A 26,079-nucleotide genomic window follows, 5' to 3' on the forward strand; every position below is an offset into this window, starting at 1 on the left:
CATTAATGAAATCAGGGCAATTTTCTTTTCTCTCTCGCCGCTCACTGGCTAGTATGCTAGTTGCAGCTGCGCTAACTACTGCTATTCCAAGTGTTTCTGTTGCCGCTCAAGAAGAGGTAATGTACTCGCCGAACTTTAAAGGTACTGATATTAATGAATTTATTAATATTGTTGGCATGAACCTGAAAAGAACCATTATTGTTGACCCACAAGTGCGCGGCCGTATTAATGTGCGCAGCTACGAAATGCTTAACGAACAGCAGTATTATCAGTTTTTTCTTAACGTACTTGAAGTGTATAGCTTTGCCGTAGTTGAGATGGATAACGGCGTATTAAAAGTAGTACGTAACAAGGACGCCAAAACCAGTAATATTCCAGTAGTTACTGATGAAGCGCCAGGCCAAGGCGATGAAATGGTTACTCGCGTAGTGCAGGTGCGTAACGTCTCGGTGCGCGAACTAGCACCCTTATTGCGTCAGTTTAGTAATCAGGCCGGTGGTGGCCATGTGGTGAACTACGACCCATCGAACGTGATTATGATGACCGGCCCAGCGGCGGTGGTAAATCGGTTAGTTGATATTATTCAACGGGTAGATAAAGCCGGTGATCAGGAGCTGGAAATTGTAAAGCTGCAATATGCATCAGCACCAGAAATTGTGCGTATTTTAGAAAGCATTTATAAAAGCCAGGGGCGAGGTGAACAGCCAGACTTTTTAGTGCCCAGAATTGTGGCCGATGATCGCACTAATAGCGTTATCGTTAGCGGCGAACTGCAAGCACGGCAGCGTGTTATAGAATTAGCTAAACGCTTAGACTCAGAGTTACAAACTAGCGGTAATACCCGAGTGTTTTATTTAAAATACGCTAAAGCTGAAGAGCTGGTGCCAGTGCTAAAAGGTGTAAGTGACTCAATAGTTGCAGAAGTGCAAGGTGGTGGTGCGGCGGCAGCGGCGGCTGGCGCGCAAGGCGGGCGTGGTGCAGTTGCTAGCCAAGGTCGCTCTACCAGCATTGAATTTCATGCCGACAGTAATTCACTAGTGATTACAGCACAGCCGGATATGATGCGCTCATTAGAAGATGTATTACGTCAGCTAGATATTCGTCGTGCTCAAGTGTTAGTTGAAGCCATTATTGTGGAAGTATTTGAAGGCGACGGCACCGATTTAGGTGTGCAGTGGTTAAATAAAAACGGCGGTGGTACTAATTTTAATAACGGCAACACAATTCCCATTATTGGTGTGGCCGCGGGAGCCGCTCAGGCATCGCAAGTCACACGAGGCACCCGCACTGAAGTTGTGGCGCCAGATGGCACAAAAACCGTGTCTGAAGTGCCTGATTCAAACCGCGATTATTCAATTTTATCGAACGTATTAAGCGGACTAAATGGCGCTATGCTAGGGTTTTATAAAGGTGATTGGGCTGCCGTGTTACAAGCGGTGCGCACCAGTACCAACTCTAACGTACTGGCCACGCCGCACATTACTACCATGGATAACCAAGAAGCCTTCTTCCTTGTTGGTCAAGAAGTGCCGGTTATTACTGGCTCGACAACCGGTGCCAATAACACTAATCCATTTCAGCAAGTTGACCGCAAAGAAGTGGGTATTCGCCTAAAAGTAACACCGCAAATTAACGAAGGTGATGCGGTGCAGCTAACTATAGAGCAAGAAGTATCTAGCATTGGTGGCGCAACAGCGGTTGATATTACAATTAACAAGCGTGAAATTAAAACTACCGTTATGGCAGATGATGGTGCGACGGTAGTACTTGGCGGCTTAATTGACGAAGATGTGCAGGAAAGTGAGTCTAAAGTGCCTATTTTGGGCGATATTCCTATTTTGGGTCATCTGTTTAAATCGACTAGCGTATCAAAGAAAAAACGCAATTTAATGGTATTTATTAAAGCCACTATTGTGCGTGAAGGTTCAGCCATTTCGGGTATTTCAAAAACTAAGTACAACTACATTCGTGCCGAGCAGCTAAAACGGCAAGAAGAGGGTATTCGTTTAATGCCATTGACCGATCAGGTGGTATTGCCCAAGTGGGATGACTCGTTAACCTTGCCGCCGACCTTTGACGACTATATGAATAAAGAGCAACAGCCAACAACTGAAATGCAAGGAAATCAGGACTAATGGACGCGCTGGATGCAGAACAGGTTAAACCCGCCAGCAGCCGTATTCGCTTGTCTTTTGGTTTTGCTAAACGCCACGGCGTATTGCTGCAGCAACAGAGCCAAGGCTGGCAGCTGTATATTCATGCGGCAACGGCACCGGCAGCCGTACTAGAGGTGCGACGTATGCTGGCTGAACCATTTCAAATTCAGCGGTTATCGGCAGTTGAATTTGAAGCCTTGCTTGAAGCCAGTTATCAGCGTGATTCGTCTGAAGCGCAGCAGCTAATGGAAGATATTGGCAACGAAGTAAATTTAGCCTCGTTAGCTGACGATATTCAAGAAAGTGAAGACTTGCTAGAAAACGAAGATGACGCGCCAATTATCAAGTTAATTAATGCCATGCTAGGTGAGGCGATTAAGCTAGGTGCATCTGATATACACGTTGAAACCTTTGAAAAAGCCTTAGTCGTGCGGTTCCGGGTTGACGGTATATTACGCGAAGTACTGCGGCCCAACCGTCGCTTATCTAGCTTATTAGTGTCACGTATTAAAGTAATGGCTAAACTCGATATTGCCGAAAAACGTGTGCCGCAAGATGGTCGTATTAGTTTGCGCATTGCTGGTCGTGCGGTAGACGTGCGGGTATCTACCATGCCATCAAGCCATGGCGAACGGGTCGTAATGCGGTTACTGGATAAAAACAACTCACACTTAAATTTAGCCGATTTAGGTATGACCTTGTCAGTGCAGCAGGCGTTTTCGCAGCTAATTTTAAAACCACACGGCATTATATTAGTAACCGGGCCAACCGGATCGGGTAAAAGCACCACGCTTTATGCCGGTTTAACCGACATAAACACTAAAGATCGTAATATTCTTACGGTAGAAGATCCTATTGAATACGAGCTTGAAGGTATTGGTCAAACTCAGGTAAACACCAAAGTAAATATGACCTTTGCCCGCGGCTTGCGAGCCATTTTGCGCCAAGACCCTGACGTAGTAATGGTAGGTGAAATACGCGATTTAGAAACGGCACAAATTGCCGTGCAGGCCAGCTTAACCGGCCACTTAGTGTTATCTACTTTACACACCAATACCGCAGCTGGCGCTATTACACGCTTAGAAGATATGGGTGTAGAAGCGTTTTTGCTGTCATCTAGTTTACTCGGTGTGCTGGCGCAGCGTTTAGTGCGTACGTTATGCAAGCATTGTAAAGCCGAACATAAACCAGATAGCGAAGAGTGTAACTTGCTGGGCATTAGCGCACAGCCAAACGTACTAATTTATCGTGCTAAAGGTTGCGAACATTGTAATTTTAGCGGCTATCGTGGCCGTACTGGTATTCATGAATTACTAATGGTCGATGAGCATATTCGTGAGCTTATTCATAATGGTAAAGGCGAGCAAGCAATCGAAAAGTATGTGCGCAAGCACAGCCCAAGTATTCGTGCCGATGGTTTTAGCAAGGTACTTAAAGGCGAAACTACGCTAGAAGAAGTGCTACGTGTTACCCGTGAGGATGTGTAGTGGCGGCATTTGAATATCAGGCGTTAGATGCTAAAGGCAAAACTAATAAGGGCGTATTGGAAGCTGATAATGCTCGCCACGCTAGGTCGTTACTACGCGAGCAAAAACTAACACCGGTTAGTGTTACGCTGGCTTCGCAGCAAGAAAAATTATTAGCATCGGGTAAGCAATGGTTTAAACGCAACATTTCTGCGTCAGAATTAGCACTTATTACACGGCAAATTGCTACCTTAGTTGAAGCCGCTTTGCCGATAGAAAGCGCACTATTAGCTGTAGCCGAACAGTGTGATAAACCGCGGTTAACCAATATGATGATGACCGTACGCTCAAAAGTGGTGGAAGGCTATAGCTTAGCTGAAGGCTTAGCCGAATTCCCGCATGTATTTGACCATTTGTTTCGTTCGATGGTCGCCGCCGGTGAAAAGTCTGGCCATTTAGACCAAGTATTAAACCGTTTGGCCGACTATACCGAGCAGCGCCAACATATGCGCAGCCAAATTCTACAAGCCTTACTGTACCCCATTATTTTGACCTGTTTTGCCGTATTGGTTATTTCTATTTTATTAGCCGCGGTGGTGCCAAAAATTGTTGGCCAATTTGAACACATGGGCCAAACCTTGCCCGGTTCAACACTATTTTTAATTGCCGCCAGCGACTTTTTGCGCGCCTATGGCGTGTTTGTGTTGTTGGCCGCCATTGTTGGCGTGGTGTTATTTAAGCGCGCGCTACGTAAGCCCGCTTTTCGTTTTCATTGGGACGCCTTGTTACTGCGCAGCAGTATTATTGGCAAGGTAACTAAGGGGCTAAATACCGCTCGCTTTGCTCGCACCTTGAGTATACTTAATGCGTCTGCCGTACCGTTGCTTGAAGCTATGCGTATTAGCGCTGACGTATTAGGTAATACCTATATGAAGCAGGCGGTTACCGATGCCACGGCTCGGGTACGCGAGGGTACATCGTTACGTAATGCCCTAGAGCAAACTAAATTGTTTCCGCCAATGATGTTACATATGATCGCCAGTGGCGAAAAAAGCGGGCAGTTAGATGCCATGTTAGAGCGTGCAGCGAACACCCAAGATCGAGAGTTTGAAACCTTAGCAACAGTATCATTAAAAGTGTTTGAGCCAGTATTGGTCGCCGTAATGGCCGGTATGGTGTTATTTATTGTCATGGCAATTTTGCAGCCCATTTTAGCGTTAAACAATATGGTAGGTGGTGGTTAGTATGTTAAAGCAACAACAACAACGTAAACTGCAGCGCGGTTTTACTCTATTAGAAGTCATGGTAGTTATTGTTATTCTTGGCATTATTGCCAGTATGGTCGTGCCTAACTTGATGGAAAATAAAGATCAAGCCGACAAACAAAAAGCGATTGTTGATATTCAGCAGCTAGAAGGCGCGCTGGATATGTACAAGCTGCGCAATGGCTTTTATCCAACAACTGAACAAGGTATGCAGGCACTCGTTACTGCACCAACGTCGCAACCGGTGCCGCGCTCATTCCCTGAGGCCGGTTTTATCCGTCGATTACCAAAAGATCCTTGGGATGAAGATTATATTTTAATTAGCCCAAGCCAAATCAAAGCTGGGCGCATAGATATTTTAAGTAAAGGCCCAGATCGCATCGCCGGTACCGATGATGATATTGGTAATTGGAATTTAGATGGCGACGCGAGTAAAAACAACTAATGCGGCATTTACCAATTCAGCAGCGTTGTACTACCGGCTTTACCTTAGTTGAGGTGATGCTGGTAATGCTGCTAATTGGTTTGCTAGCTACTACGGTAGTCATGAGTTTTAGCGGCGAGTCGAATGAAGAAAAGCTAGAAAAAGAAGCCGAACGATTTCAGCAAATATTTCAATTTGTTGCCGAAACAGCAATGTTAAAGCAGCAAGAGTGGGGCTTGTACGTACAAAATGAACGTTATGGCTTTTTATATTACAACAATAAAGATGCTAAATGGCTTGAAGCCGATCAGCCAGTAAGCCTGCAGCAATATAAACTGCCGCACGATATTAGTTTGCAGCTAGAACTAGAAGGCCTACCTGGTGAAGACGATAATCTGCTAAGTCAGCTAGATTGGCAACTTGATGACGAAACCAAACCTGATGAGAAAAGTAAGGTACCGGTATTACCTCAGGTGTTTATTTTATCCTCAGGCGAAATTAGTCCGTTCAAGTTAATACTAAAAAAAACGACCAACTTAACTGCCCTCTACAGCTCTGTATCAACTGACTTTGCTATTCCGTTAACCCGAACCGCGGCATCAACGGAGCAGCCATGAAAGCAAAAGGCTTTACGTTATTAGAGCTACTGGTGGCTATGGCTATTTTTGCCACTGCCGGTATGGCGATTATGCAGTCTAGCGCAGCTCATATTCGGAATCTTAGCCAGTTAGACGAATTAACTATTGCCAGTTATGTTGCGGATAATCAAATGCAGTTGGCCATGCTAGATAGCCAATGGCCAGGTAAGGAAAAAAGCCAAGGCGAAGTTAATATGGCCAATCGGCAATGGCTATGGCAACAAAAAATCGGCCAATTAGCCGACAACGATTTACGCCTAGTACAAATTAGCGTTAGCCTAGCTGAAGCGCCAGAGCAAGTTTTGTATCAGTTACAAAGCTATAAAGGTAAACCCGGTGTATAAGCTAAGTCGCGGTTTCACTTTTATTGAAATGCTATTGGCGGCCGCTATTTTTGCCCTTATTGGTTTAGCATCGGTAGCGGTGCTAAGCAGTGTTACGCAAAGTGATGAATTATCAAAGTTGGCTAGCGAGCGGTTAGTGCAGTTGCAGCGTACTATGCTAATGCTAGAACGAGACTTTATGCAAATGAGCGTGCGGCATGTGCGTATCGCTGGCGAGGCGCCAGCAAAGTACCGGCTATACGGTGAAAAGTTTCTGTTAGACAGCGAAGATCATGGCGTAAGCTTTGCCCGCCAAGGTTGGCGCAATCCCGGCATGATATTGCCGCGCAGTGAAATTCAGGCAGTAGCTTATCGGTTGCAAGAAGGTACGCTGCAACGTTTATTTACATTGTATCCTGATGCGGTAACGGGCACAGAGCCTAAGGTGCAGCTATTGCAAACCGGCCTAACTGGTTTTACCGTGCAGTACTTACAAGGCGATGAGTGGCTAGAGCGCTGGCAAGATGCTAATTTTCCCGCCGCAGTGCGCATAACATTAGTCGATGAGAGTTTAGGTAATTTGGCGCGTGTATTTTTATTGCCTGACGCCGTAGTTGCGGAGAAAACTCACTAATGAGAACTTTGCACAAGCAAACCGGCGTCGCGTTAATTGCCGTGTTAATGATAATCGCCATTGTGGTGGTTATTGCCGTGAATATGAATGGCCGGCTGCAACTACAGTTACAACGTCAGCAAAATATACAGCAACAACAGCAAGCATTTTGGTATGCGATGGGCGCAGAACAGTTTGCTAAAGTGTTGCTTAGCCGCAGCTTAGCCGGCCAGCAAACGGTTAATTTATCCCAAGATTGGTCGTTGCAAGGCGCAACCTTTCCCGTAGATAGCGGCACAATCGCCGGTGAAATTATTGACCTACGCAGCTGCTTTAACCTAAATGCACTGCAAAACATATTTGCATCAAATAGTAACCGAATACAGCAAACGGCCGCGCAAAAAGCGTTTTTACGTTTGTTAGAATTGAAGGCCAGCGAATTATCGATGCCGGCTGAGTATCTTTTGGCGCGTATTGGCGACTGGTTAGACGCAGATAGCCTACTTAGCACGGCCGGTAGCGCAGAAGATGACGATTACGCCGCGCTACGCTTCCCGTATTACACCGGCAATGGCCTAATGGCCAGTGTGACAGAGCTGCGTGTAATGCTAGATATGACACCAGCAGATTACCAACTTCTCGCCCCCTATGTGTGTGTGGTGCCAGAAGATAATCGCTTGCTGCTTAATGTGAATACGTTAACTGAAGATAGCGCGGTATTGCTGGCTGCGCTGATCCCGGAATTAACCGAAGTAGCAGCGGCAGATCTTATTGCTAACCGACCCGAAACCGGTTTTGCTAGCGTAGAAGAGGTTTTTACCGCGCCTGAGTTAGTCGGCATTACCGTTGCTGACGACGTAAAAACCATGCTAAATGTTAAGTCAGACAGCTTTCAACTTACAGCAACTGCCGCTTATTTAGAAAGTGGCTTTGTTTTAACGTCGGTATTAAAAATAAATAATAATAATCAGGTCAAGGTATTGGCCCGGCGATTTGGAGGCCAGGGGTGAGTGAGCAGTTGGTAATTCGGCTAGGTAGCCGAGCAGAGCATAATATCAGCTGGCTGGTATGGGCTGGCCAAAATCAGGATGTAATAGCTAGCGGCGAGGTTGCCGGTGTAGCTCAGCTAACCGAGCTATGCACTCGATTAGGTAATAGGCCCGTTATCGCCTTAGTTCCAGCATCTGACGTGGTACTAAAACAAGTTAATTTGCCGAGTAAACCGAATCGGCAATTACTGCAAGCCTTGCCTTATATGCTGGAAGAGGAGCAAGCAGAAGATATAGAAAAGCTATTTTTAGCCTTAGGCTCCGTGCAGCACCACGACGGCCAATATAGTCAGCAAGTTGCCGTATGCCAGCACGAGCGGATGCGGCAATGGTTAGATTGGTTGCAATCGGCAGGTTTTAGCGTTAGTCGCATATTGCCAGATGCGTTGCTATTACCAGAGCAGCAATTGCCAGCGTGTATTCAACTACAAAATCAGTGGCTGTTAAAGCAAAGCTCTTGGCAGGTATCCGCTATCGACGTTAGCTGGTGGGGCGATTATCTGCAGCTCGCCGGTCTGCCTATGCTTACTAGCTATAGCCCTTGGCCCGATGAGTTAGCGCAGAGCCATCAGCTGGCTGAACCAGAGCTGCCGTTAGCCTTATTGGCCAACCAGCTACAGCATAACGATTTCAACCTATTGCAGGGTGAATATAAGCCTAAGCGTCAAGTTAATCGGCAATTGCAGCTATGGCGCAGCAGCGCAATTTTATTCGGTGCTTGTTTAAGCATTTATTTGTTGCAACTGGGTATAAGTAATTGGCAGTTATCACGGCAAAGCGCGGCGTTGCAGCAGCAAAGCCAAACCCTCTATTTACAGGCATTTCCGCAAGAGCGCATTGTTAATCTTAATTTGCAGTTACAGCAGAAACTCGCTGCGGTAGGGGGTAATTCTGAGCAAAGTTTTTTGGTGTTACTCGATAGTTTGCAACAACAAATAGCTAAGGTGCCAGACATTAGTTTAGAAAACCTACGTTATGATGGGAAAAGAGCCGAACTGCGCTTTGAGGCAAAAGGCGATAATTTTCAAAGTTTTGAAAAACTGAAGTCGGCATTAGAACAAGTCGGCTTTAGCGTTGAGCAGGGCGCATTAAGTAACGATGGTGACAAGGTGCAAGGTAGTGTTGCTATGCGAGGTAAGGTATGAAACAGCAGTTTTTAAGCTGGTGGGCAACGTTACAGCTGCGCGAGCAGCGCTTAGTAGCTGGCGCAGTAGTTGTCGTTGTGGTTGGGTTGTTTTATTGGCTGTTATGGCAACCGTTGCAGCAAGCCAGTGTAACGCAACAGAAAAAAGTACAAGCGGCTCAGCAGCAATTAAACCAATTACAACAACTGTTGCCCCAGCTTAAAGCGGTAAATACTACCTTGGCGCGCACTGGCGGCAGCTTACAGCAAATTATTAGCAGTAGCGCGCGGGTTGCGGGTATTACCGTAAACCGAATGCAGCAACAAAATGACACTTTAACGCTGGTATTAGCCAACGCCAGTTTTGACCAGCTAGTTAGCTGGGTGCACGCGTTGCAGTATCAGCATGGGGTAAAGCTAGTAAATTTAGACATTGCCACCGCAGATAAGCCGGGCATAGTGCAGGTTAGACGCATGGTAGTGGAGTAAGCAGGTAGTATGTCAAAATTAAAACTTCTTATTATTGGTATTGTAAGTTATCTGCTATTCGCCTTGTTGCTTACCCCCGCAGCATGGTGGTTAAAGCTAGCTCCCTTGCCGCAACAGCTGCAACTGGGCCCGGTTTCAGGCACCTTATGGCAAGGCCAAATAGCGGGCTTACGTTATCAGCAATTGCAATTCGATACCCTAAGTTGGCGGTTAAATGCTTGGCAGCTACTTACAGCAAAGGTACAGCTTGAGCTGCAAAGTGGTAGCGTACAAAATATTAGCGTACCTTATATTAAAGCTACAGCTAGCTACGGTTTTGACGGGGCAAGTGTGCAAAATGCGTTAGTAAAATTACCAGTAGCACAAATTGTCCCTATGTTGCCGTTACCCTTGCCGGTAGATGCAACCGGCGAGCTAGTGTTAGATGTAACGCAATTTAACCAGGGCCAGCCTTGGTGTCAGCAGTTATCAGGCAGTGCTAGTTGGCAGGATGCCAAGCTACAAACGCCAACCGGCACTTGGTTAGATTTACAAAACCTGTTCGCCGAATTAAGTTGTGGCAATGGCACTATAGTATTAACTACCGATGGGGCAAATTTGTTAGGACTTAATGTTAAAGCGGTAATTAATGCTGAGCAGTTGCAGGTTAATGGCACATTGCAGCCAGATGCGAGCATGCCAAAAGAAGTGCATCAGGCTATGCAGTTTTTGGGTAAGCCTGATGCACAAGGACGCTATCCGCTGCGCTTTTAATACGCCAATTTTAACTACTACGTTGGCTAAAACCGGGGTTTGCGATTAGCGCGAATGTCATTTAGTAGTACTGCATAGTCGGTAACCGCAGGAAACTCGGTAATTTCTCGAGCTAACTGCTGGCTATCTGGGTTGGCTACAGCAAGTAAGTGTCGAATACCATAATCTTGCGCGGCTTTTAAAATTGGCAGGCTGTCATCAACAAATAAGGTACGTTTAGGATTAAAGTCTAAGCGCTGCTGTAATTGTTGCCATAAAGCTTGGTTTTCTTTGGTTACACCAAATTCATGCGTAGAAATGCGTGTATCTATATAGTTAGCCAGCTCGGTGCGCTCTATTTTTAATGACAGGCTGTCAGGGTGAGCGTTGGTAACTAATACAATTTGCCGGCCACTGTGTTTTAGCGCCGTTAAAAAGTCTGGTACGTCGGCGCGCATAGCAATTTTGTGCATCACCTCACGCTTTAGCTGGTTAATTGGCAATTGCAAACGCTTGGCCCAATAATCAATGCAGTACCAGTTTAATTTACCGTTAAGCTCAACGTATTCTGCTTTTAACTGTGCTTCGGCACTACTAAGACTAATGCCGCTAATTTCTGCCCAGCGCCGAGGTAGGTGTTGCATCCAAAAGTAGTTGTCGTAATGCAAGTCTAGCAACGTACCATCCATATCCAGCAGCACGGTATCAATTTCGGCCCAGTTCAGCATAGGTTTTTCCTGTTAATCGTTTTATAGTAGCAAGCTTAGATTGTACCAGAGGTGCCAGTATGACGCAGCGACAGGATGATAAAGTTAGTAACAAACAAAAACCTGAAATTTTAAACGCCGATATTGTTGCCCAAAGCCGCTTGTTCAAAATAGAGCAGCTAGAATTGCAGTTTAGTAATGGCGTGTTGCGCACCTATGAGCGAATGCGTAGCAGCGGGCGTGGCGCAGTAATGATTATTGCCTGCCCTGATAACGAACACTTCTATTTGGTGCGTGAATACTGCGCAGGTACACATGACTATCAGCTTGGTTTTCCCAAAGGCTTAATTGACCCAGGTGAAGACGCACTGATGGCCGCCAATCGGGAACTAAAAGAAGAGATCGGTTTTGGCGCCCGTCGCTTTGTACAATTAAAATCACTAGCCTTAGCACCAGGTTATTTTAATGCTACAATGCATATAGTTCTGGCCTTTGATTTATATAAAGAAACATTAGAAGGCGATGAGCCAGAACCATTAGAATTAGTTACATGGCCGCGTCAGCACAGCAACGCTTTATTGCAGCAGGCTGATTTTACTGAAGCCAGAAGTGTCGCCGCCCTGTTTTTAGCGCAGCAATATTTGGAAGCGAACCCAGATGTTTTTAAGCAGATTGCTTGAACCAGTAAAATCTGCAGCCCAAGAGGCCGGTGCAGAGCTATGGCAGTTATATCAAAGCGGTAATTTTCAGCAGCAACAAAAAGCCGATTTAAGCCCCGTTACCAGCGCTGATATTGTTGCGAATCATATTATTATTAATCGTCTGTCTGAGCTAACCCCTAACATACCTATCATTTCTGAAGAATCTTATTTAGTGCCGTTGGCGCAACGACAAGATTGGCCAAGATACTGGCTAATTGACCCAATGGACGGTACACAGGAGTTTGTTGCCAGAAGTGGCGATTTCGCGGTAAGTATTGCATTGGTAGAACGTGGCTGGCCTGCCTTAGGCGTGATCTACTGGCCGAAAGAAAATGTCATGTATTATGCCTGCCGAGGTAACGGCGCGTTTAAGCAGCAACGCAACTTAATTAACCGTATTCGGGTAAATGAATACCAAGTGGGTGACACACTAAAAATTGCCATTAGTCGACGCCAACCGTTACAGCCGATTATAAATTTACTACAAAACAATAATCAGGTTGAATATATCGCCTTAGGTAGTTGCTCGTTAAAAAGCTGCTTAATAGCTGAAGGTAAAGCCGATTGTTACCTGCGTTTAGGCCCAACCGGCGAATGGGACACTGGCGCTGTGCACGTTATAGTAGAAGAAGCCGGTGGCAAGATTCTAGACAGTGAGTTTAATGCGTTAAGCTATAACCAACGTGACACGCTTGGCAATCCTGATTTTATGGTAATGGGCCAAGCCAGCATACCTTGGCAGCAGCTAATAAAATCTCGACCAACACAACGCAACCTAAAAACCTAGCACCAGGTCGCTTTATAGAACGGCTTTTAGCCAAATCGGGCGGTTTGCTAACTATCTTTTCACCGAGAAAAACGCTATTATGCGGCCAGATTTTTGCTCACCAAAACAGAGCTGAGTGACAAAATCATTATAAATTTAAGTCATCTCGAGACTGCCCCTTTACCTACAGTACCCTTAGGAGTTACATCATGTCCGAACTGGATCTGCGCCAATACGGCATCACAGATGTCACGGAAATCATTTATAACCCTTCGTATGATCAGTTATTTGCGGAAGAAACCCGCGCTGATTTACATGGTTATGAACAAGGCAAACTGACCAAATTGGGCGCAGTTTCAGTTGATACTGGTATCTTTACCGGTCGTTCACCTAAAGATAAGTATATTGTGCGCGATGACACGACACGCGATACGGTATGGTGGTCTGATCAAGGTAAAAATGATAATAAACCTCTTAGTCAAGAAGTATGGACTGAATTAAAATCAGCGGTAACTAAACAGTTGTCGGGTAAACGTTTATTCGTTGTTGATACGTATTGTGGTGCCAATAAAGATACGCGCCTTGCTGCGCGCTTTATTACCGAAGTAGCGTGGCAAGCACATTTCGTAAAAAACATGTTTATTCGCCCTACCGATGAAGAGCTTAAAACCTATCAGCCAGATTTTATCGTGATGAATGGCGCGAAATGTATAAACGCTAACTGGCAGCAGCATGGTTTAAATTCGGAAAACTTTGTCGCCTTTAACCTAACTGAACGCATTCAGTTAATTGGCGGCACTTGGTACGGCGGTGAAATGAAAAAAGGTATGTTCTCAATGATGAACTACTTTTTACCATTGCAAGGTATTGCCTCTATGCACTGTTCAGCCAACGTGGGCAAAGACGGCGACGTTGCAGTGTTTTTTGGTTTGTCAGGCACAGGTAAAACCACCTTATCAACCGATCCTAAGCGTCAGCTAATTGGTGACGATGAACACGGTTGGGATGATGATGGCGTGTTTAACTTTGAAGGTGGTTGTTATGCTAAAACCATTAATTTATCGAAAGAAAACGAGCCAGATATATATAACGCCATTCGTCGAGATGCTTTATTAGAAAACGTTACAGTGTTAGCTGACGGCGAAATTGATTTTAATGACGGCTCTAAAACAGAAAATACCCGCGTGTCTTACCCAATTTATCACATTGATAATATCGTAACGCCAGTATCTAAAGCGGGCCATGCGAAAAAGGTTATCTTTTTAACGGCTGATGCTTTTGGCGTATTACCACCAGTGTCTAAGCTGACTAAAGAACAAGCTAAGTACCACTTCTTATCGGGCTTTACTGCTAAATTAGCGGGTACTGAGCGTGGTATTACAGCGCCTACACCAACATTCTCTAGCTGTTTTGGTGCGGCGTTTTTAAGCTTACACCCAACTAAATATGCTGAAGTATTAGGTAAGCGTATGGCCGATTCAGGCGCCGAAGCTTATTTAGTAAATACCGGCTGGAACGGTACTGGTAAGCGTATTTCTATTAAAGCCACGCGCGCTATTATTGATGCGATTTTAGATGGCAGCATTGAAGATGCAGAATTTGTACAGTTGCCATATTTCAATTTAGCCATGCCAACAGCGCTTAAAGGTGTTGATGACGTGTCTATTTTAGACCCACGTAATACCTATAACCAAACCGCAGACTGGGATGTTAAAGCCCAAGATTTGGCACAGCGTTTCGTTGATAACTTTGTTAAGTTTACCGATAACGATGAAGGTAAAGCATTAGTGGCCGCAGGGCCGCAGCTATAGTTTAAAAAGGCCGCTTCAGCGGCCTTTTTTATCACAACAATTATCAGCAAAATTGTTGCTATAGTTAATTCTGATAAAAACCCTAATGTTACTGGCAACTTAGTATTGTTATAGCTAAAGTAATAACATATCAGTCGCAAGGTGGCAGGTAAAACAGTGGCAAACAGAGGTAACCGATGCTAAGAAAAATTACAATTCAAAAACGGCTAATTACCGCCTTTGGTCTGCTAGCGTTATTGCTAGCGATAACTGGCATTTTAGGCTTGCAAAGCTTGTCTAAAGTGAGAGCTCAGGCTGATATTGTTGAAACAAAGCTATTACCAGCGGTAAGTGATCTGGGTCAATTAGAAATACTGGCAACGCGCTCTCGCGCGGTAACGCTGCGTTTGTTGTTAGCGATTGATATTACGCAAGAAGGCGCTGCTTTTGAAAAAATAAAGGCGATTAACGAAGAGGCGCATAAAGCCAATAAAGCCTTTGCCGCGACCATTGACACACCGCAGGTGCGTAACGTGTATCAGCAATTTAATACGGTGCTAGATCAATATTTTACCTTGCAACAGCAAACCTTAGAATTTTTACACAAAGAAGAGCTTGGCGCCGCCCAGGATTTACTCGATAAAATGAACCCCGTAGCGGATCAATTAACCGCCTATATGAATCAGTTATCAGATTTAAATCAGAAGGCTGCCGATGAGGCTCGTGCTGAATCGATAGCAACCTATAATTCTGCGAAATGGGCGGTTATTGCGCTGATTATCGTCGCCGTTATTATTGCCTTGGTTATCGCCATACTTATTTCGCAAAGCGTAAACCGGCCATTATCTCGTGCCGTTATTTCCGCCCGTTTTATTGCCGACGGCGATTTAACCCAAGCCATTGTTGTTGATGGTAATGACGAGCTAATGGAGTTATCCAGCGCGCTTGAGCAAATGCAGCAAAAATTGCGTGATGCTATTAGCCATATTTCTAGTTCTTCTAGCCAATTAGCGTCGGCTGCCGAAGAGCTAAACGTGGTAACGGATGAGTCTGCTAAGGCATTGCAGCTACAGAATGACGAAGTGCAGCAAGCCGCTACCGCAATTACTGAAATGAGTTCGGCAGTAGATGAAGTAGCAGGTACGGCATTAAAAACCTCGGAAGCGTCTACGCAATCGGCTAATTTAGCTAAAGACGGCACACAAAAAGTAACGCAAACTAGCAAAGTAATTGAAAAAATGAACGCCGATGTACGTCAGAGTACCGGCGTTATTAATACGTTGGCTGAAAAAGTATCATCAATTAACCAAGTATTAGAAGTTATTCGCAGTGTTGCAGAGCAAACCAACTTATTGGCCTTAAACGCGGCGATTGAAGCAGCGCGTGCTGGTGAAGCAGGGCGTGGTTTTGCCGTTGTAGCAGACGAAGTACGCAGTTTGGCACACCGTACGCAAACGTCAACCGGTGAAATTGAGCAGATGATTCAACAAGTACAAGCGTCAGCGAAAGAAGCGGTTGGTGCTATGCAGTTAATTAGTGGTAATGCTGATAACGCGCAAAATGTGGCTAAGTCAGCAGCAGATGCGTTGGAGTTAATTACTGAAAACATTATGGCAATTAGTGATCAAAATCATGTTATTGCCGGTGCCGCAGAAGAGCAATCGAAAGTGGCGCGTGAAATTGACCGCAATATTGTTACTATTAGCGACTTAGCCGCACAAACGGCGGCGGGCTCGCATCAAACTACAGCCAGTGCGACAGAGCTAACGCGTTTGGCAGTAAAGCTAAACGAGTTGGTAGGCCGGTTTAAATTATAGTCAGTGGTAATTTATAAAAATAGAAAAACGGCCGCAGTAGTGGCCGTTTTTTAATGCCGCGGTTTTAGTCAAAATGCGGTTCAATAGGTTGCTGTAAGAACTGCTGCTTTGACATTAAGTTAATACTTTCATGCAGTTCAGAATAAACAATGACCACATCGCCGTTTTCTAGCTGTTGCTGCACCTGCAGTACTTTTTGTGGTAATGACACTTCTATATCGCCGTAGTCGGTGCCTTCGCGCAGTATGTAATATTCAATTAAGTTGTGCAGTGTGTCGGTAGCGATATCGGTATAAGGAATAATCATAGGGTTAGGTGGCCTTGAATAAATTCTGGGATACGTTGGTTTAGCCAAAACCTAGGCTTAAATACGCTACCGCCAACAAAGCCAACATGGCCTCCGCCGCTAGTAAGCTCGTAGAGAATATGTTGGTTTAGCTCGTTAGCTGTTGGGATAACAGCCTGTGATAAAAACGGATCGTCTTGGGCATGGATAATAAGCGTAGGAATATCGATGTGTTGTAAAAACGCTTTGCTACTCGCCTTTTGGTAATAATCTTGTGCGTTTAAAAAGCCATGAATAGGCGCAGTGTAATGCTCGTCAAACTGTTCAATACTATTGAAGCCGCGCACCTGTGCCGAGGTTAATGGAATAGGAAACTGTGGAAACTGTTTTAGTTTTAATAACGTACTCTGCTTTAGTCGACTGAGTAAGTAGCGTTGATAAATTTTGCTACTACCCTGATTAATACGGCTAGCACAAGCTGATAAATCTAGAGGTGGGCACACAGCTACTGCAGCAGATAGCGGATTATTACCGTTATGCTCACCGCAGTATTTTAGTAATACGTTGGCACCTAATGAATACGCTACGCCAACGAGCTTTTGTGCAGGAAAGCGCTGTTTTATCTCAGTTAATACTTCGGCTAAATCGGCGGTGTCACCACTGTGGTAGGCGCGGGGTAGTTTGTTAGGCGCGCCATTGCAACCACGAAAATGCATTAGTACTGCAGGCCAACGCAAACGGCGACACTGTGCTAGCATCGCTTGCACATAATGGCTGTTGATATCGCCAGCTAAACCATGCAATAGCACCACTATAGGTGCATCTATCGCAACGCGAGAAGGCTGCATCCAATTAAGTTGTAACTCGTCACCGTCAGGTAGCATGAAAATTTCGGCTACCGTTTTTTGCTTTTTACGTGGGCTTAAATATTTGGCAAATATAGTCTGTAGATGCGCATGTTTTAGCCACCAAGCTGGTTTAAATGATGATGAAACAACTGGTCTGACTTGAGCTTGCAAATTAGGCTTTCCTGATAAACAATGAAGTAACTTAGTTAATACAATAGGCACCACTAGATGGATCGGCGACAATTTATTTTCCGTGGTCTTGCGCTAGGCATTAGTGCTAGTTTGGGTATTACCGGCTGGCAATACTATGCTAGTGAATCTGATAGTAACCGAGACTGGGTGCTGTCTGCGTTGTTGCCTGCACTATTATACGGTGCTTTGCCAAAAGATACGACCTTAGCGCAGCATGAGCTGGCACGCACTCAAACTGCAATTACAGATTTTATGCCTTATTTACCCGTTAGCCAACAACAAGAATTAGTAGACTTATTTGCTTTATTAGCTAACCGCATTAGCCAGCTGGCGCTGAGCGGGCATATTACTGCATTGCCACAGTTATCGGTAAATCAGCGGTTGGCGCTGTTGGCCAGCTGGCGTGATAGTTATCTTCTAGTATTGCAGCAGGCCTACCATGGCTTGCGCGAGCTGCTATATGGCGCATATTACGGTCAACCAGAACACTGGTTGCCTATTGCTTATACCGCGCCTAAATTTCGCTAACGAGACCATACGATGACAGCTAATCACTTAGATGCGAGCCAGTTTACGGCTAATCAGCACTTTACTGCGGATATTGTGATCATTGGTTCTGGCGCTGGCGGTGGTATTGCCGCTGAGCAACTGACTAATGCCGGTTTTAACGTGCTTTTACTGGAAGAGGGGGCATATTACCGCAGTAATGATTTTGTCATGGAAGAACGTTGGGCGTACCCAAACTTATATCAAGAAGGCGCTGCCAGAAAAACCCAGGATAAAAGTATTGGTATATTGCAAGGTCGCACGGTTGGCGGTTCAACTACAGTTAACTGGACTACGTCTATTCGCACACCTCCGTCAACACTCGATTACTGGCACAGCGAGTTTGGCCTTAACTTTACTGGTGAAAACGATTTAGCACCCTTTTTTCAGCATGCCGAACAGCGCTTGAGTATTCAGCCATGGCCCGTGCCACCCAATGCCAATAATGCTAAACTGCAACAAGGCTGTGAAGCCTTAGGCTGGCAATACACGGTGATCAACCGCAATGTGAATGGCTGTGCTAATTTGGGCTATTGCGGTATGGGCTGCCCGATTAATGCTAAGCAGTCAATGTTAGTCAGTACCATTCCTACCGCACTAAGTAACGGTGCGCGACTTATTTCTCGGCTGTCGGTGCGTAAGTTACTGTGGCAAGACCATCAAGTTACGGGGTTAGAGGCAGTACCTGTCGATGCGCATTTTCAGCCGCGTAGCGATATTAAAGTTACTATTGCCGCTACACACTATATTGTTGCTGGTGGTGCAATTGGCTCGGCCGCGCTGTTACTGCGCTCAGCGGTGCCAAACCCATCGGGTCGCTTGGGTAAACACACTTATTTGCATCCTACTGTTATTTCAGGTGCGTTGTTTGCAGATGATATTAATGGCCATAGTGGTGCACCGCAGAGTATTTATTCAGATCAATTCGTTTGGCCTCGCGATAATAATGTTGCTGGTTATAAGCTAGAGGTGCCGCCAATTCACCCAGTATTAATGGCAACTAAGCTGATTGGCAGCGGCGAGGCGCATGCGGCTTTAATGACGCAGTTTAATAAACTGCAGGTATGTATTGCTTTACAGCGTGATGGGTTTCATCCAGAAAGTCAGGGTGGCACGGTGCTGTTAGATGCACAGCAACAACCTGTTCTAGACTACCCAATCACGGACTACATGTGGCAAGGCATGCGCCAAGCACTATTGTCGATGGCCGAGTTACAGTTTTCTGCCGGTGCTAAGCAAGTGTTACCTATCCACCATGATGCCAAACTTTATAGTAGCTGGCCCGAAGCAAAAGCAGCCATTGAACAATTGCCAATGGTGAAACTGCGACAAACCGTAGTATCCGCACATGTCATGGGTGGCTGTAATATGAGCGTTAACGCCAATAATGGTGTGGTAAAACAAAATGGGCGTCATCATCAATTACAGAATTTATCGGTGTTCGATGGCTCTATTTTACCCACGAGTTTAGGCGCTAATCCGCAACTGACTATTTTTGCGTTGATATGGCGAAATTGCCAACTGTTGATAAAAGAACTGATGTAATGTTAAGTATTTGCGTGCTTTTAGAACGGTGTTTAATTAGACCCGCTAAACGGCTATTTTTCTGCGGCGCTTTTGTTAATTCAACACTGGTATAGTGAGTAAATCATGCTAAGGTTTAAGGCATTACTGGGTGGTGAGTGTTTAGCGTATTATGAACACTGAGAGTTATAAGTCTCTGAGCAATTATATCGACTTGTTGCTAGATGCTATTTGCGTAGTAGACCGTCACGGCCGGTTTGAATTTGTCAGTGCCGGTGCTGAGCGCATGTTTGGTTATACGCCAGCCGAACTCATTGGCAAGCCAATGATTGATTTGGTACACCCAGATGATCGTGCGCGCACCTTACAAGTAGCAGATGAAATAAATGCCGGTGCGGTAAAAGTTGATTTTGAAAACCGCTATCTTCGTAAAGATGGCCAAGTTATTCATTTACTTTGGTCGGCGCGTTGGTCACAAAGTGATAAGCGCAGGGTAGCAGTAGCCCGTGATATAAGCCGCAGTAAGCAGATAGAAGCCCGCCAAGCCGCAGTATATGCCATTTCTGAAGCAGCGTTTGCTACCGATGACCTCCCTAGCCTATATCAGAGTATTCAGCAAATTGTGGCTCGGTTAATACCCATGAGGCGTTTTGCCATAGTGCTTAAAAACGCCGACTCTGGCCAATTAAGCTTTGCCTATAATGCGACGTTGCAATTGCAGCATGATGAAACGGATAACGTTGATGTGTTAACGCTGTGCCAGGAAGTTATCCGGCGCTCTGAAACGATTATACTTTCAGGTGATAATAAAACTGAGCTATCAACTGCGTTTCAGCAGCGAGTACAAGACAAGTTTGTTAATTGGCTTGGTGTGCCACTTAAATCGCATACTGCGGTTATTGGCGTGTTAATGGTACAAAATGCGGCTTCGGCTAATGATTATGTTAATAGCGAGGTAGAACTGCTTGAGTTTGTCTCGGTACAGATAGCGGTAGCGATTGAGCGTAAGCAGATGATAGCGCGACTGCAGCGTAGCGCCTTGTATGATCAGCTAACCCAGTTGCCTAACCGAGAGCTGTTTTACGACCGTTTACACCTTACTATGTTGCAAGCAGAGCGAGAGCAGCAATCTTTTGCGTTACTGTATTTAGATTTAGACAAGTTTAAGCAAGTAAATGACAGCTTTGGCCATCATGTTGGTGATGAGTTATTACAACAAACCGCGCAGCGTATTCAGCAATGCTTGCGCCAAACTGATACTGTGGCGCGCTTTGGTGGTGACGAGTTTGTTATTTTACTGCCGAATTCTGACAACGAAGCCGTAGCCTTGCAGCAAGCAGAAAAAATTCGTAATGTGTTAAGTCAGCCGTTTAGTTTATCAAACCAACACGTTACGGTATTACCAAGTATTGGCTTGGCGTTATATCCGCAGCACGCTAAGGCGGCTAAGACACTGATAATGTGTGCGGATAATGCAATGTATCTGGCCAAAAAAGCTGGCGGCAATCTAGTTATGCCAACTAAGCTACCGCAGCACGAACAAGTTTAAGTTCTTGTAGAAAAATCAACGCTTATTATTAGCTTTTTACCTGCGCAAGCATCGCCAGCGCTAAAGCTTCTGCTACTTTAATCCCGTCTATACCAGCAGATAAAATACCGCCCGCATAGCCTGCGCCTTCTCCAGCAGGGTATAAGCCTTTTAAATTAATGCTTTGCATATCGTCGCCACGTTTAATGCAAATAGGTGACGAGGTGCGGGTTTCAACCCCCGTTAACATACCGTCTGCTTTAGCAAAGCCTTTAATTTTCCGGTCAAAGGCGGGTATTGCCTCGCGAATCGCGGTGATAGCAAATTCAGGCAGTACTTGTGCTAAGTCGGTTAGTGTAATGCCAGGAGTGTACGATGGCTTTACTTCACCCAACTCTGTTGAGGCCTTACCTAAAAGAAAATCGCCAATTAATTGGGCTGGCGCATGGTAGTTCTCACCACCGAGTCTAAAGGCCTTTTGTTCTAACTGGCGCTGCAGCGCAATACCCGCTAGTGGGTGCCCCGGGTAGTCACGCTCGGGGTCGATTCCTACCACAATCGCACTATTGGCGTTCCGTTCGTGGCGCGAATATTGGCTCATGCCATTGGTGACTACACCGCCTTGCTCGGACGACGACGCAACTACCGTGCCGCCTGGGCACATACAAAAACTGTATACACTGCGGCCATTACTGCAATGGTGTACCAGCTTATAGTCAGCGGCGCCTAAAATAGGGTTGCCGGCATTACGACCAAAGCGGCACTCGTCGATCATGGATTGTTCGTGCTCAATTCTAAAACCAATAGAGAATGGCTTGGCTTCAATGTAAACGCCTTTATCATATAGCATTTGAAAGGTGTCACGAGCGCTATGGCCTATGGCTAATACCACATGCTTGCTGGGCAAGCGTTCGCCACTCGCTAAGGTTAAGCCGGTTAGCTGCCCATCTTCAGTATGAATCTCCTCAACTCTAGTGTTAAAGCGGATCTCACCACCTAAGGCAATAATATTAGCGCGCATTTTCTCCATCATGGCAACCAATTTAAAGGTGCCTATGTGCGGTTTGCTTACATACATAATTTCTTCTGGTGCGCCGGCAGCAACAAACTCGCTCATCACTTTACGGCCATAATGCTTGGGATCTTTTACTTGGCTATATAATTTTCCATCAGAAAACGTACCGGCACCGCCTTCGCCAAATTGTACGTTAGACTCGCTATTTAATGCTTTACCCCGCCAAAAGCCAAAGGTGTCTTTGGTGCGTTCGCGTACGTCTTTGCCACGTTCTAAAATGATGGGATTAAAACCCATTTGCGCCAAGATTAAGCCGGCAAATAAGCCACAAGGGCCAAAACCAATAACAATAGGGCGCTCTGCTAAGTTGTCTGGCGCTTGGCCAACATAGGTATAGCTGGTGTCAGGAGTTGGCTTTACATGCTGATCGTGGGCAAAACGTTGCAGCAGCTGCGCTTCGTTATCGACATCAATATCTAAGGTATAAATCAGCTGAATATCTGCTTTCTTGCGTGCATCGAAACCGCGTTTAAATACCGTGATGTTATGTAGTTGTTCGGGAATAATAGCTAATTTTTCGATAATAGCCGCTGAAATGGCATTTTCATCATGGTTTAACGGTAATTTTATTTCGGTTAGGCGCAGCATAGAAGTTCCATATCGGTGTCATTGCGACAAGGCCGGGTGCCTAGGCGCTCACAAGATACGTACTATGTTACGCCAACTTGGCACGGTTGTCCGTAAGGTTTTAAATGCTGCAACTTGTTTTTCTAGCGTGCTGCAGTATGATCTGCAACCTACAACTAGATGGAACCGCATTACTATGGCTTTTGTCGTACTGGATAACTGCATTAAATGTAAATACACCGATTGTGTGACTGTGTGTCCAGTAGATGCTTTTTTTGAAGGCCCTAATTTTTTAGTTATTAGCCCGACAATTTGTATCGATTGTGGTTTGTGTGAGCCAGAGTGTCCAGCAAATGCCATAGTGCAAGAAGAAAAAGTACCCGCTGAACAACAAGGGTTTATGCAGCTAAATGCAGAGTTGGCCGAGATATGGCCGAATATTCGTGAAATTAAGCCAGCACCGGCAGATGCCGATGCGTGGAATGGTGTGCCTGATAAATTGCAGCATTTAGAGTTAGACTAGAATAACGTGTAATGGTTATTTACCGTCTGGCTGCTCATTATTTACTTTATGTATAAAGTAAATAGCATAGAAAATACCTAAACCAATCAATATTGCTAACCCTGTAAAAGAAATAAAAATTACTGGATCGTTAGTAAATTCGTGCCACAAGTTCATCGTCTAGCCCTCGCGCTGTGTAATTGCTGCCAGTATAGACGATGCTATTAGGCGTTAAGCTGATACAGATCAAAGATTGGTCAGACCTTTAGCTTAACTGAGTAAGAGCTTGGCGTAGGTTATGCAATTGTTGCTGTTGTTTAGCTGGCTCAATGGCCAGATAAGCCAGATATTGCTCAAGCATTGGTGTAGCCGCTGCTAACGGCACGGGGCATTGTTCGACTAATACCTGCTGCTCTAACTGTTCTAGTACGAGCTCGGTTTGTAGCAATAGCTGTTTTAATGAGGTTTGTTGCGCTGGGTTTAATAGCGGGCAATGATTATTGCGCCTTATTGCCCGCAGCGGCTGGGTATATTGAACACTAAAGGTATGCAGCTTGTTAGCTAATAGCACAAGCGCATCTGGGCTAAGGCTGCACTGCCGATGCTCTAAATAGCAAAGCAGTAGTAATAAGTTTATGTTCGCGCCTAGCTCATCCTGCCATTGCAGCGCAGTGTGCTTAACTTTTGGGTATAGCGCTAAGCTAAATTGCCACAGCTGCTTAGCGCTAGGTGCCTTAGCCATTTTGTTGCCAAAACTTATCGCTTTGCTGTTCAAGTTCGTCTTGCGCGATAAACCAATCTTCTTCAATACTAGTTAAGTTAGAGCTTGCCGCTGCTTGTTGTGCCAGTAGCATAGTAAGTTCAGCTTTTCGCTCAGCGGAGTAAATATCCACATCGGCTAGTTGCTGCTCGATAACACTGAGTTCAGTGGTGAGCTTTTGTTGTTGCTGTTCTAACTTTTCTACTTTTTGTCGCAGCGGGCGTAACAGATTGCGCAAGTCAGCTTCTAAGCGTTTTTGATCTTTACGTTGCACGTTAACGCTAATTGTCGCTTCGGCTACTGCGGCATTTGCCGTTTTGCGGGCGTCTTGTTGCAGCCATTGGTAATAGTCGGCTAAATCGCCGTCGAAGGGCGCCACTTTACCATTAGCTACCAGGTAAAATTCGTCGGTACAGCTGCTTAATAAATGCCTGTCGTGCGAAACAATAACAATGGCACCCTCAAATTCTTGTAGCGCCATAACAATAGCTTCGCGCATATCTAAATCAAGGTGGTTGGTCGGTTCGTCAAGTAGCAATAAATTTGGCCGTTGATACACAATTAATGCTAGCACTAAACGTGCTTTTTCACCGCCAGAAAATGGCGCGCAGGCTTCTAACGCTTTATCGCCATGAAAACCAAAGCCACCTAAAAAGTCACGTAACTTTTGTTCTGGCACTAGTGGGTCTAGTCGTACTAAGTGTTGTAGCGGCGAGTCTTGTGGGCGTAAGGTCTCTAATTGATGCTGGGCAAAGTAACCTAAACTTACACCATTGGCATACCAGATATCGCCACTTTGGGCTGGCATGCTACCGGATAATAGCTTAATTAGCGTAGATTTACCGGCACCGTTACGGCCTAATAAACCAATGCGGCTACCAGGCAATAATTGAAACTTAATTTGGCTTAAAATGATGTTATCAGCGTAACCGGCCTGCACATTCTCCATTTTTAATAATGGGTTTGGTAGTGCTTTTGGCGCTAAAAAACTAAAACTAAACGGTGAGTCAACATGTGCTGGCGCTACTAGTGTCATACGCTCTAATGCTTTAATGCGGCTTTGAGCCTGACGGGCTTTAGTGGCTTGGGCTTTAAAGCGGTCGATAAACTTTTGTAAATGCGCCACGTGGCGTTGCTGTTTATCAAACGTTGATTGTTGCTGCGAAAGTTGCTCGGCGCGCTGGCGCTCAAATTGACTATAGTTACCTTTGTATAAGGTTAAAGTTTGCCGTTCAATGTGCACAATATTGTCGGTTACTGCATCCAGAAAATCGCGGTCATGACTGATCAGTAGTAACGTGCCTTGATAATTGCTCAGGTATTTTTCCAGCCACAACACAGCATCTAAATCTAGGTGGTTGGTGGGTTCATCTAGTAACAATAGTTCAGCACGCTGCATCAATGCGCGAGCCAAATTAAGGCGCATACGCCAGCCACCAGAGAACGATTTCACGGCGTGTTGTTGTGCTTCGCCGCTAAAGCCTAAGCCATCTAATAAAATGCCGGCTTTAGCTTCGGCGCGATAACCGTCGAGTGTTTCTATTTGTAAATGCACCGCGGCTAAGTCTGATTCGCTGCAGCCCGTGCGCACTTTAAGTAACAGCGGAAATAGTTGTTCGTCACCTTGTAATACGTAGTCCATTGCGCTGCAATCAAGCGCTGGGGTTTCTTGGGCTACTGTTGCAATATGCCAGCTAGCAGGAATGCTAACATTCCCGGCATCTGCGTGCAGTTTGTTTTGCAGTAGCGCAAATAGGCTGGATTTTCCACAACCGTTGGCACCGACAATTCCCACCTTTTGCCCCGGAAATACGGTAAGATCGGCGCCTTGAAATAAACACTGAATACCACGGCGCAGTTCAACCTGTTGCAGCTGGATCATGTTGTTTCCTGTGTAACTGAATTGGGCTGCTAATTTACCCGTATAAGTGCAACAAACCAAGGCTTAGCGCGTAAAATTGCTGGACAAAAAATGAGGCGAAAAATGACAACACGGAAAAAGAAGCGTTTTATTGCTGGTGCTAGCTGCCCAAAGTGCAAGGCAATGGACACGATGATGTTGTTTTTAGAAAACAATGTAGAAAAAGTTGAATGTGTACAGTGCGGCCACCAAATGGTGCAGCCAGAAGCGCAAGTCGCTAAAGCGAGCCGCGCTGCTGAGCAGGTAATTGGCGTATTTAAGCCAGAGTAGT

At 45.4% G+C, this 26,079-nt stretch carries 27 protein-coding genes; 20 read left to right on the forward strand and 7 right to left on the reverse strand.

The window, feature by feature from the left end; genetic code table 11:
• Positions 1–5 precede the first annotated feature (5 nt).
• Genes gspD through MN199_RS13300 form a run of 11 tightly spaced genes read left to right on the forward strand, consistent with a single transcriptional unit; the run spans position 6 to position 10,299 of the window.
• Positions 6–2,135: a type II secretion system secretin GspD gene (gspD, locus tag MN199_RS13250; protein WP_335739747.1), complete on the forward strand. Its 2,130-nt coding sequence runs from the start codon at positions 6–8 to the stop codon at positions 2,133–2,135.
• Positions 2,135–3,643 (forward strand): type II secretion system ATPase GspE, encoded by a 1,509-nt coding sequence (gene gspE / locus MN199_RS13255; protein WP_335739748.1) that lies wholly within the window; start codon positions 2,135–2,137, stop codon positions 3,641–3,643. The genes gspD and gspE overlap by 1 nt, the downstream gene beginning before the upstream one ends.
• Positions 3,643–4,866, forward strand: a complete 1,224-nt coding sequence (gspF, locus tag MN199_RS13260; RefSeq protein WP_335739749.1) for a type II secretion system inner membrane protein GspF — start codon at positions 3,643–3,645, stop codon at positions 4,864–4,866. The genes gspE and gspF overlap by 1 nt, the downstream gene beginning before the upstream one ends.
• Before the next feature lies 1 nt (position 4,867).
• Positions 4,868–5,332, forward strand: coding sequence for a type II secretion system major pseudopilin GspG (gene gspG / locus MN199_RS13265; protein ID WP_132586147.1), 465 nt, complete (start codon positions 4,868–4,870; stop codon positions 5,330–5,332).
• The gene (gene gspH / locus MN199_RS13270) at positions 5,332–5,928 is read left to right on the forward strand and encodes a type II secretion system minor pseudopilin GspH (RefSeq protein ID WP_335739750.1); all 597 of its coding nucleotides are present in this window, start codon (positions 5,332–5,334) and stop codon (positions 5,926–5,928) included. The genes gspG and gspH overlap by 1 nt, the downstream gene beginning before the upstream one ends.
• A complete protein-coding gene (gene gspI, locus MN199_RS13275; RefSeq protein ID WP_132586141.1) occupies positions 5,925–6,293 on the forward strand; it encodes a type II secretion system minor pseudopilin GspI in 369 nt (122 codons plus the stop codon). Before gspH ends, gspI begins: the two co-directional genes overlap by 4 nt.
• Positions 6,286–6,906 (forward strand): type II secretion system minor pseudopilin GspJ, encoded by a 621-nt coding sequence (gene gspJ, locus MN199_RS13280; protein ID WP_335739751.1) that lies wholly within the window; start codon positions 6,286–6,288, stop codon positions 6,904–6,906. The genes gspI and gspJ overlap by 8 nt, the downstream gene beginning before the upstream one ends.
• A complete protein-coding gene (gspK, locus tag MN199_RS13285) occupies positions 6,906–7,895 on the forward strand; it encodes a type II secretion system minor pseudopilin GspK (protein ID WP_335739752.1) in 990 nt (329 codons plus the stop codon). Before gspJ ends, gspK begins: the two co-directional genes overlap by 1 nt.
• Positions 7,892–9,079, forward strand: a complete 1,188-nt coding sequence (gspL, locus tag MN199_RS13290; protein ID WP_335739753.1) for a type II secretion system protein GspL — start codon at positions 7,892–7,894, stop codon at positions 9,077–9,079. The genes gspK and gspL overlap by 4 nt, the downstream gene beginning before the upstream one ends.
• Positions 9,076–9,546: a type II secretion system protein GspM gene (gene gspM, locus MN199_RS13295; RefSeq protein WP_335739754.1), complete on the forward strand. Its 471-nt coding sequence runs from the start codon at positions 9,076–9,078 to the stop codon at positions 9,544–9,546. The genes gspL and gspM overlap by 4 nt, the downstream gene beginning before the upstream one ends.
• A 9-nt stretch (positions 9,547–9,555) precedes the next feature.
• Positions 9,556–10,299: a type II secretion system protein N gene (locus MN199_RS13300; RefSeq protein WP_132586126.1), complete on the forward strand. Its 744-nt coding sequence runs from the start codon at positions 9,556–9,558 to the stop codon at positions 10,297–10,299.
• 26 nt (positions 10,300–10,325) lie between these two features.
• Here the strand turns inward: MN199_RS13300 and yrfG are convergent, their stop codons facing one another.
• Positions 10,326–11,006: a GMP/IMP nucleotidase gene (yrfG, locus tag MN199_RS13305; protein WP_335739755.1), complete on the reverse strand. Its 681-nt coding sequence runs from the start codon at positions 11,004–11,006 to the stop codon at positions 10,326–10,328.
• A 59-nt stretch (positions 11,007–11,065) separates the two neighbouring features.
• Between yrfG and nudE the strand changes: the two genes are divergently transcribed.
• The 4 genes from nudE (at position 11,066) to MN199_RS13325 (ending at position 16,059) form a co-directional block, all read left to right on the forward strand.
• Positions 11,066–11,665, forward strand: coding sequence for an ADP compounds hydrolase NudE (gene nudE / locus MN199_RS13310; protein WP_132586120.1), 600 nt, complete (start codon positions 11,066–11,068; stop codon positions 11,663–11,665).
• Positions 11,643–12,473: a 3'(2'),5'-bisphosphate nucleotidase CysQ gene (cysQ, locus tag MN199_RS13315; protein ID WP_335739756.1), complete on the forward strand. Its 831-nt coding sequence runs from the start codon at positions 11,643–11,645 to the stop codon at positions 12,471–12,473. The genes nudE and cysQ overlap by 23 nt, the downstream gene beginning before the upstream one ends.
• A 188-nt stretch (positions 12,474–12,661) precedes the next feature.
• Positions 12,662–14,263, forward strand: a complete 1,602-nt coding sequence (gene pckA, locus MN199_RS13320) for a phosphoenolpyruvate carboxykinase (ATP) (RefSeq protein ID WP_335739757.1) — start codon at positions 12,662–12,664, stop codon at positions 14,261–14,263.
• Positions 14,264–14,439: 176 nt separating this feature from the next.
• The gene (locus MN199_RS13325; RefSeq protein ID WP_132586111.1) at positions 14,440–16,059 is read left to right on the forward strand and encodes a methyl-accepting chemotaxis protein; all 1,620 of its coding nucleotides are present in this window, start codon (positions 14,440–14,442) and stop codon (positions 16,057–16,059) included.
• A 64-nt stretch (positions 16,060–16,123) separates the two neighbouring features.
• Here MN199_RS13325 and MN199_RS13330 read toward each other — a convergent pair whose 3' ends face one another.
• On the reverse strand, positions 16,124–16,366 hold the full coding sequence (locus MN199_RS13330) for a YheU family protein (RefSeq protein ID WP_335739758.1): 243 nt from the start codon (positions 16,364–16,366) through the stop codon (positions 16,124–16,126).
• Complete coding sequence (locus MN199_RS13335; protein WP_335739759.1) at positions 16,363–17,364, reverse strand: hydrolase; 1,002 nt, start codon at positions 17,362–17,364, stop codon at positions 16,363–16,365. The genes MN199_RS13330 and MN199_RS13335 overlap by 4 nt, the downstream gene beginning before the upstream one ends.
• Before the next feature lie 57 nt (positions 17,365–17,421).
• Here MN199_RS13335 and MN199_RS13340 point away from each other — a divergent pair, with 57 nt between their 5' ends.
• The 3 genes from MN199_RS13340 (at position 17,422) to MN199_RS13350 (ending at position 21,004) form a co-directional block, all read left to right on the forward strand.
• The gene (locus MN199_RS13340) at positions 17,422–17,913 is read left to right on the forward strand and encodes a hypothetical protein (RefSeq protein ID WP_335739760.1); all 492 of its coding nucleotides are present in this window, start codon (positions 17,422–17,424) and stop codon (positions 17,911–17,913) included.
• Positions 17,914–17,925: 12 nt separating this feature from the next.
• A complete protein-coding gene (locus tag MN199_RS13345) occupies positions 17,926–19,476 on the forward strand; it encodes a GMC family oxidoreductase (protein WP_335739761.1) in 1,551 nt (516 codons plus the stop codon).
• A 151-nt stretch (positions 19,477–19,627) separates the two neighbouring features.
• The gene (locus MN199_RS13350) at positions 19,628–21,004 is read left to right on the forward strand and encodes a sensor domain-containing protein (protein WP_335739762.1); all 1,377 of its coding nucleotides are present in this window, start codon (positions 19,628–19,630) and stop codon (positions 21,002–21,004) included.
• A 28-nt stretch (positions 21,005–21,032) separates the two neighbouring features.
• On the opposite strand, the gene MN199_RS13355 is transcribed toward MN199_RS13350, so the two are convergent.
• Positions 21,033–22,646: an NAD(P)/FAD-dependent oxidoreductase gene (locus MN199_RS13355; RefSeq protein WP_335739763.1), complete on the reverse strand. Its 1,614-nt coding sequence runs from the start codon at positions 22,644–22,646 to the stop codon at positions 21,033–21,035.
• 175 nt (positions 22,647–22,821) lie between these two features.
• Between MN199_RS13355 and fdxA the strand changes: the two genes are divergently transcribed.
• Positions 22,822–23,148 (forward strand): ferredoxin FdxA, encoded by a 327-nt coding sequence (fdxA, locus tag MN199_RS13360; RefSeq protein ID WP_132586853.1) that lies wholly within the window; start codon positions 22,822–22,824, stop codon positions 23,146–23,148.
• Positions 23,149–23,163: 15 nt separating this feature from the next.
• Here fdxA and MN199_RS13365 read toward each other — a convergent pair whose 3' ends face one another.
• The 3 genes from MN199_RS13365 to MN199_RS13375 all read right to left on the reverse strand — a co-directional run bounded on the left by MN199_RS13365 (position 23,164) and on the right by MN199_RS13375 (position 25,769).
• Positions 23,164–23,304: a DUF3149 domain-containing protein gene (locus MN199_RS13365; RefSeq protein ID WP_132586093.1), complete on the reverse strand. Its 141-nt coding sequence runs from the start codon at positions 23,302–23,304 to the stop codon at positions 23,164–23,166.
• An 88-nt stretch (positions 23,305–23,392) separates the two neighbouring features.
• A complete protein-coding gene (locus tag MN199_RS13370) occupies positions 23,393–23,869 on the reverse strand; it encodes a TIGR02444 family protein (protein WP_335739764.1) in 477 nt (158 codons plus the stop codon).
• A complete protein-coding gene (locus tag MN199_RS13375) occupies positions 23,862–25,769 on the reverse strand; it encodes an ATP-binding cassette domain-containing protein (protein WP_335739765.1) in 1,908 nt (635 codons plus the stop codon). Before MN199_RS13375 ends, MN199_RS13370 begins: the two co-directional genes overlap by 8 nt.
• Before the next feature lie 102 nt (positions 25,770–25,871).
• Between MN199_RS13375 and MN199_RS13380 the strand changes: the two genes are divergently transcribed.
• The gene (locus MN199_RS13380; RefSeq protein WP_132586084.1) at positions 25,872–26,078 is read left to right on the forward strand and encodes a YheV family putative zinc ribbon protein; all 207 of its coding nucleotides are present in this window, start codon (positions 25,872–25,874) and stop codon (positions 26,076–26,078) included.
• Position 26,079 lies beyond the last annotated feature (1 nt).

Origin of the sequence: Rheinheimera metallidurans, assembly GCF_036983985.1 — a bacterium.
In the GTDB taxonomy this organism is placed as follows: Bacteria; Pseudomonadota; Gammaproteobacteria; order Enterobacterales; family Alteromonadaceae; genus Alishewanella; species Alishewanella metallidurans.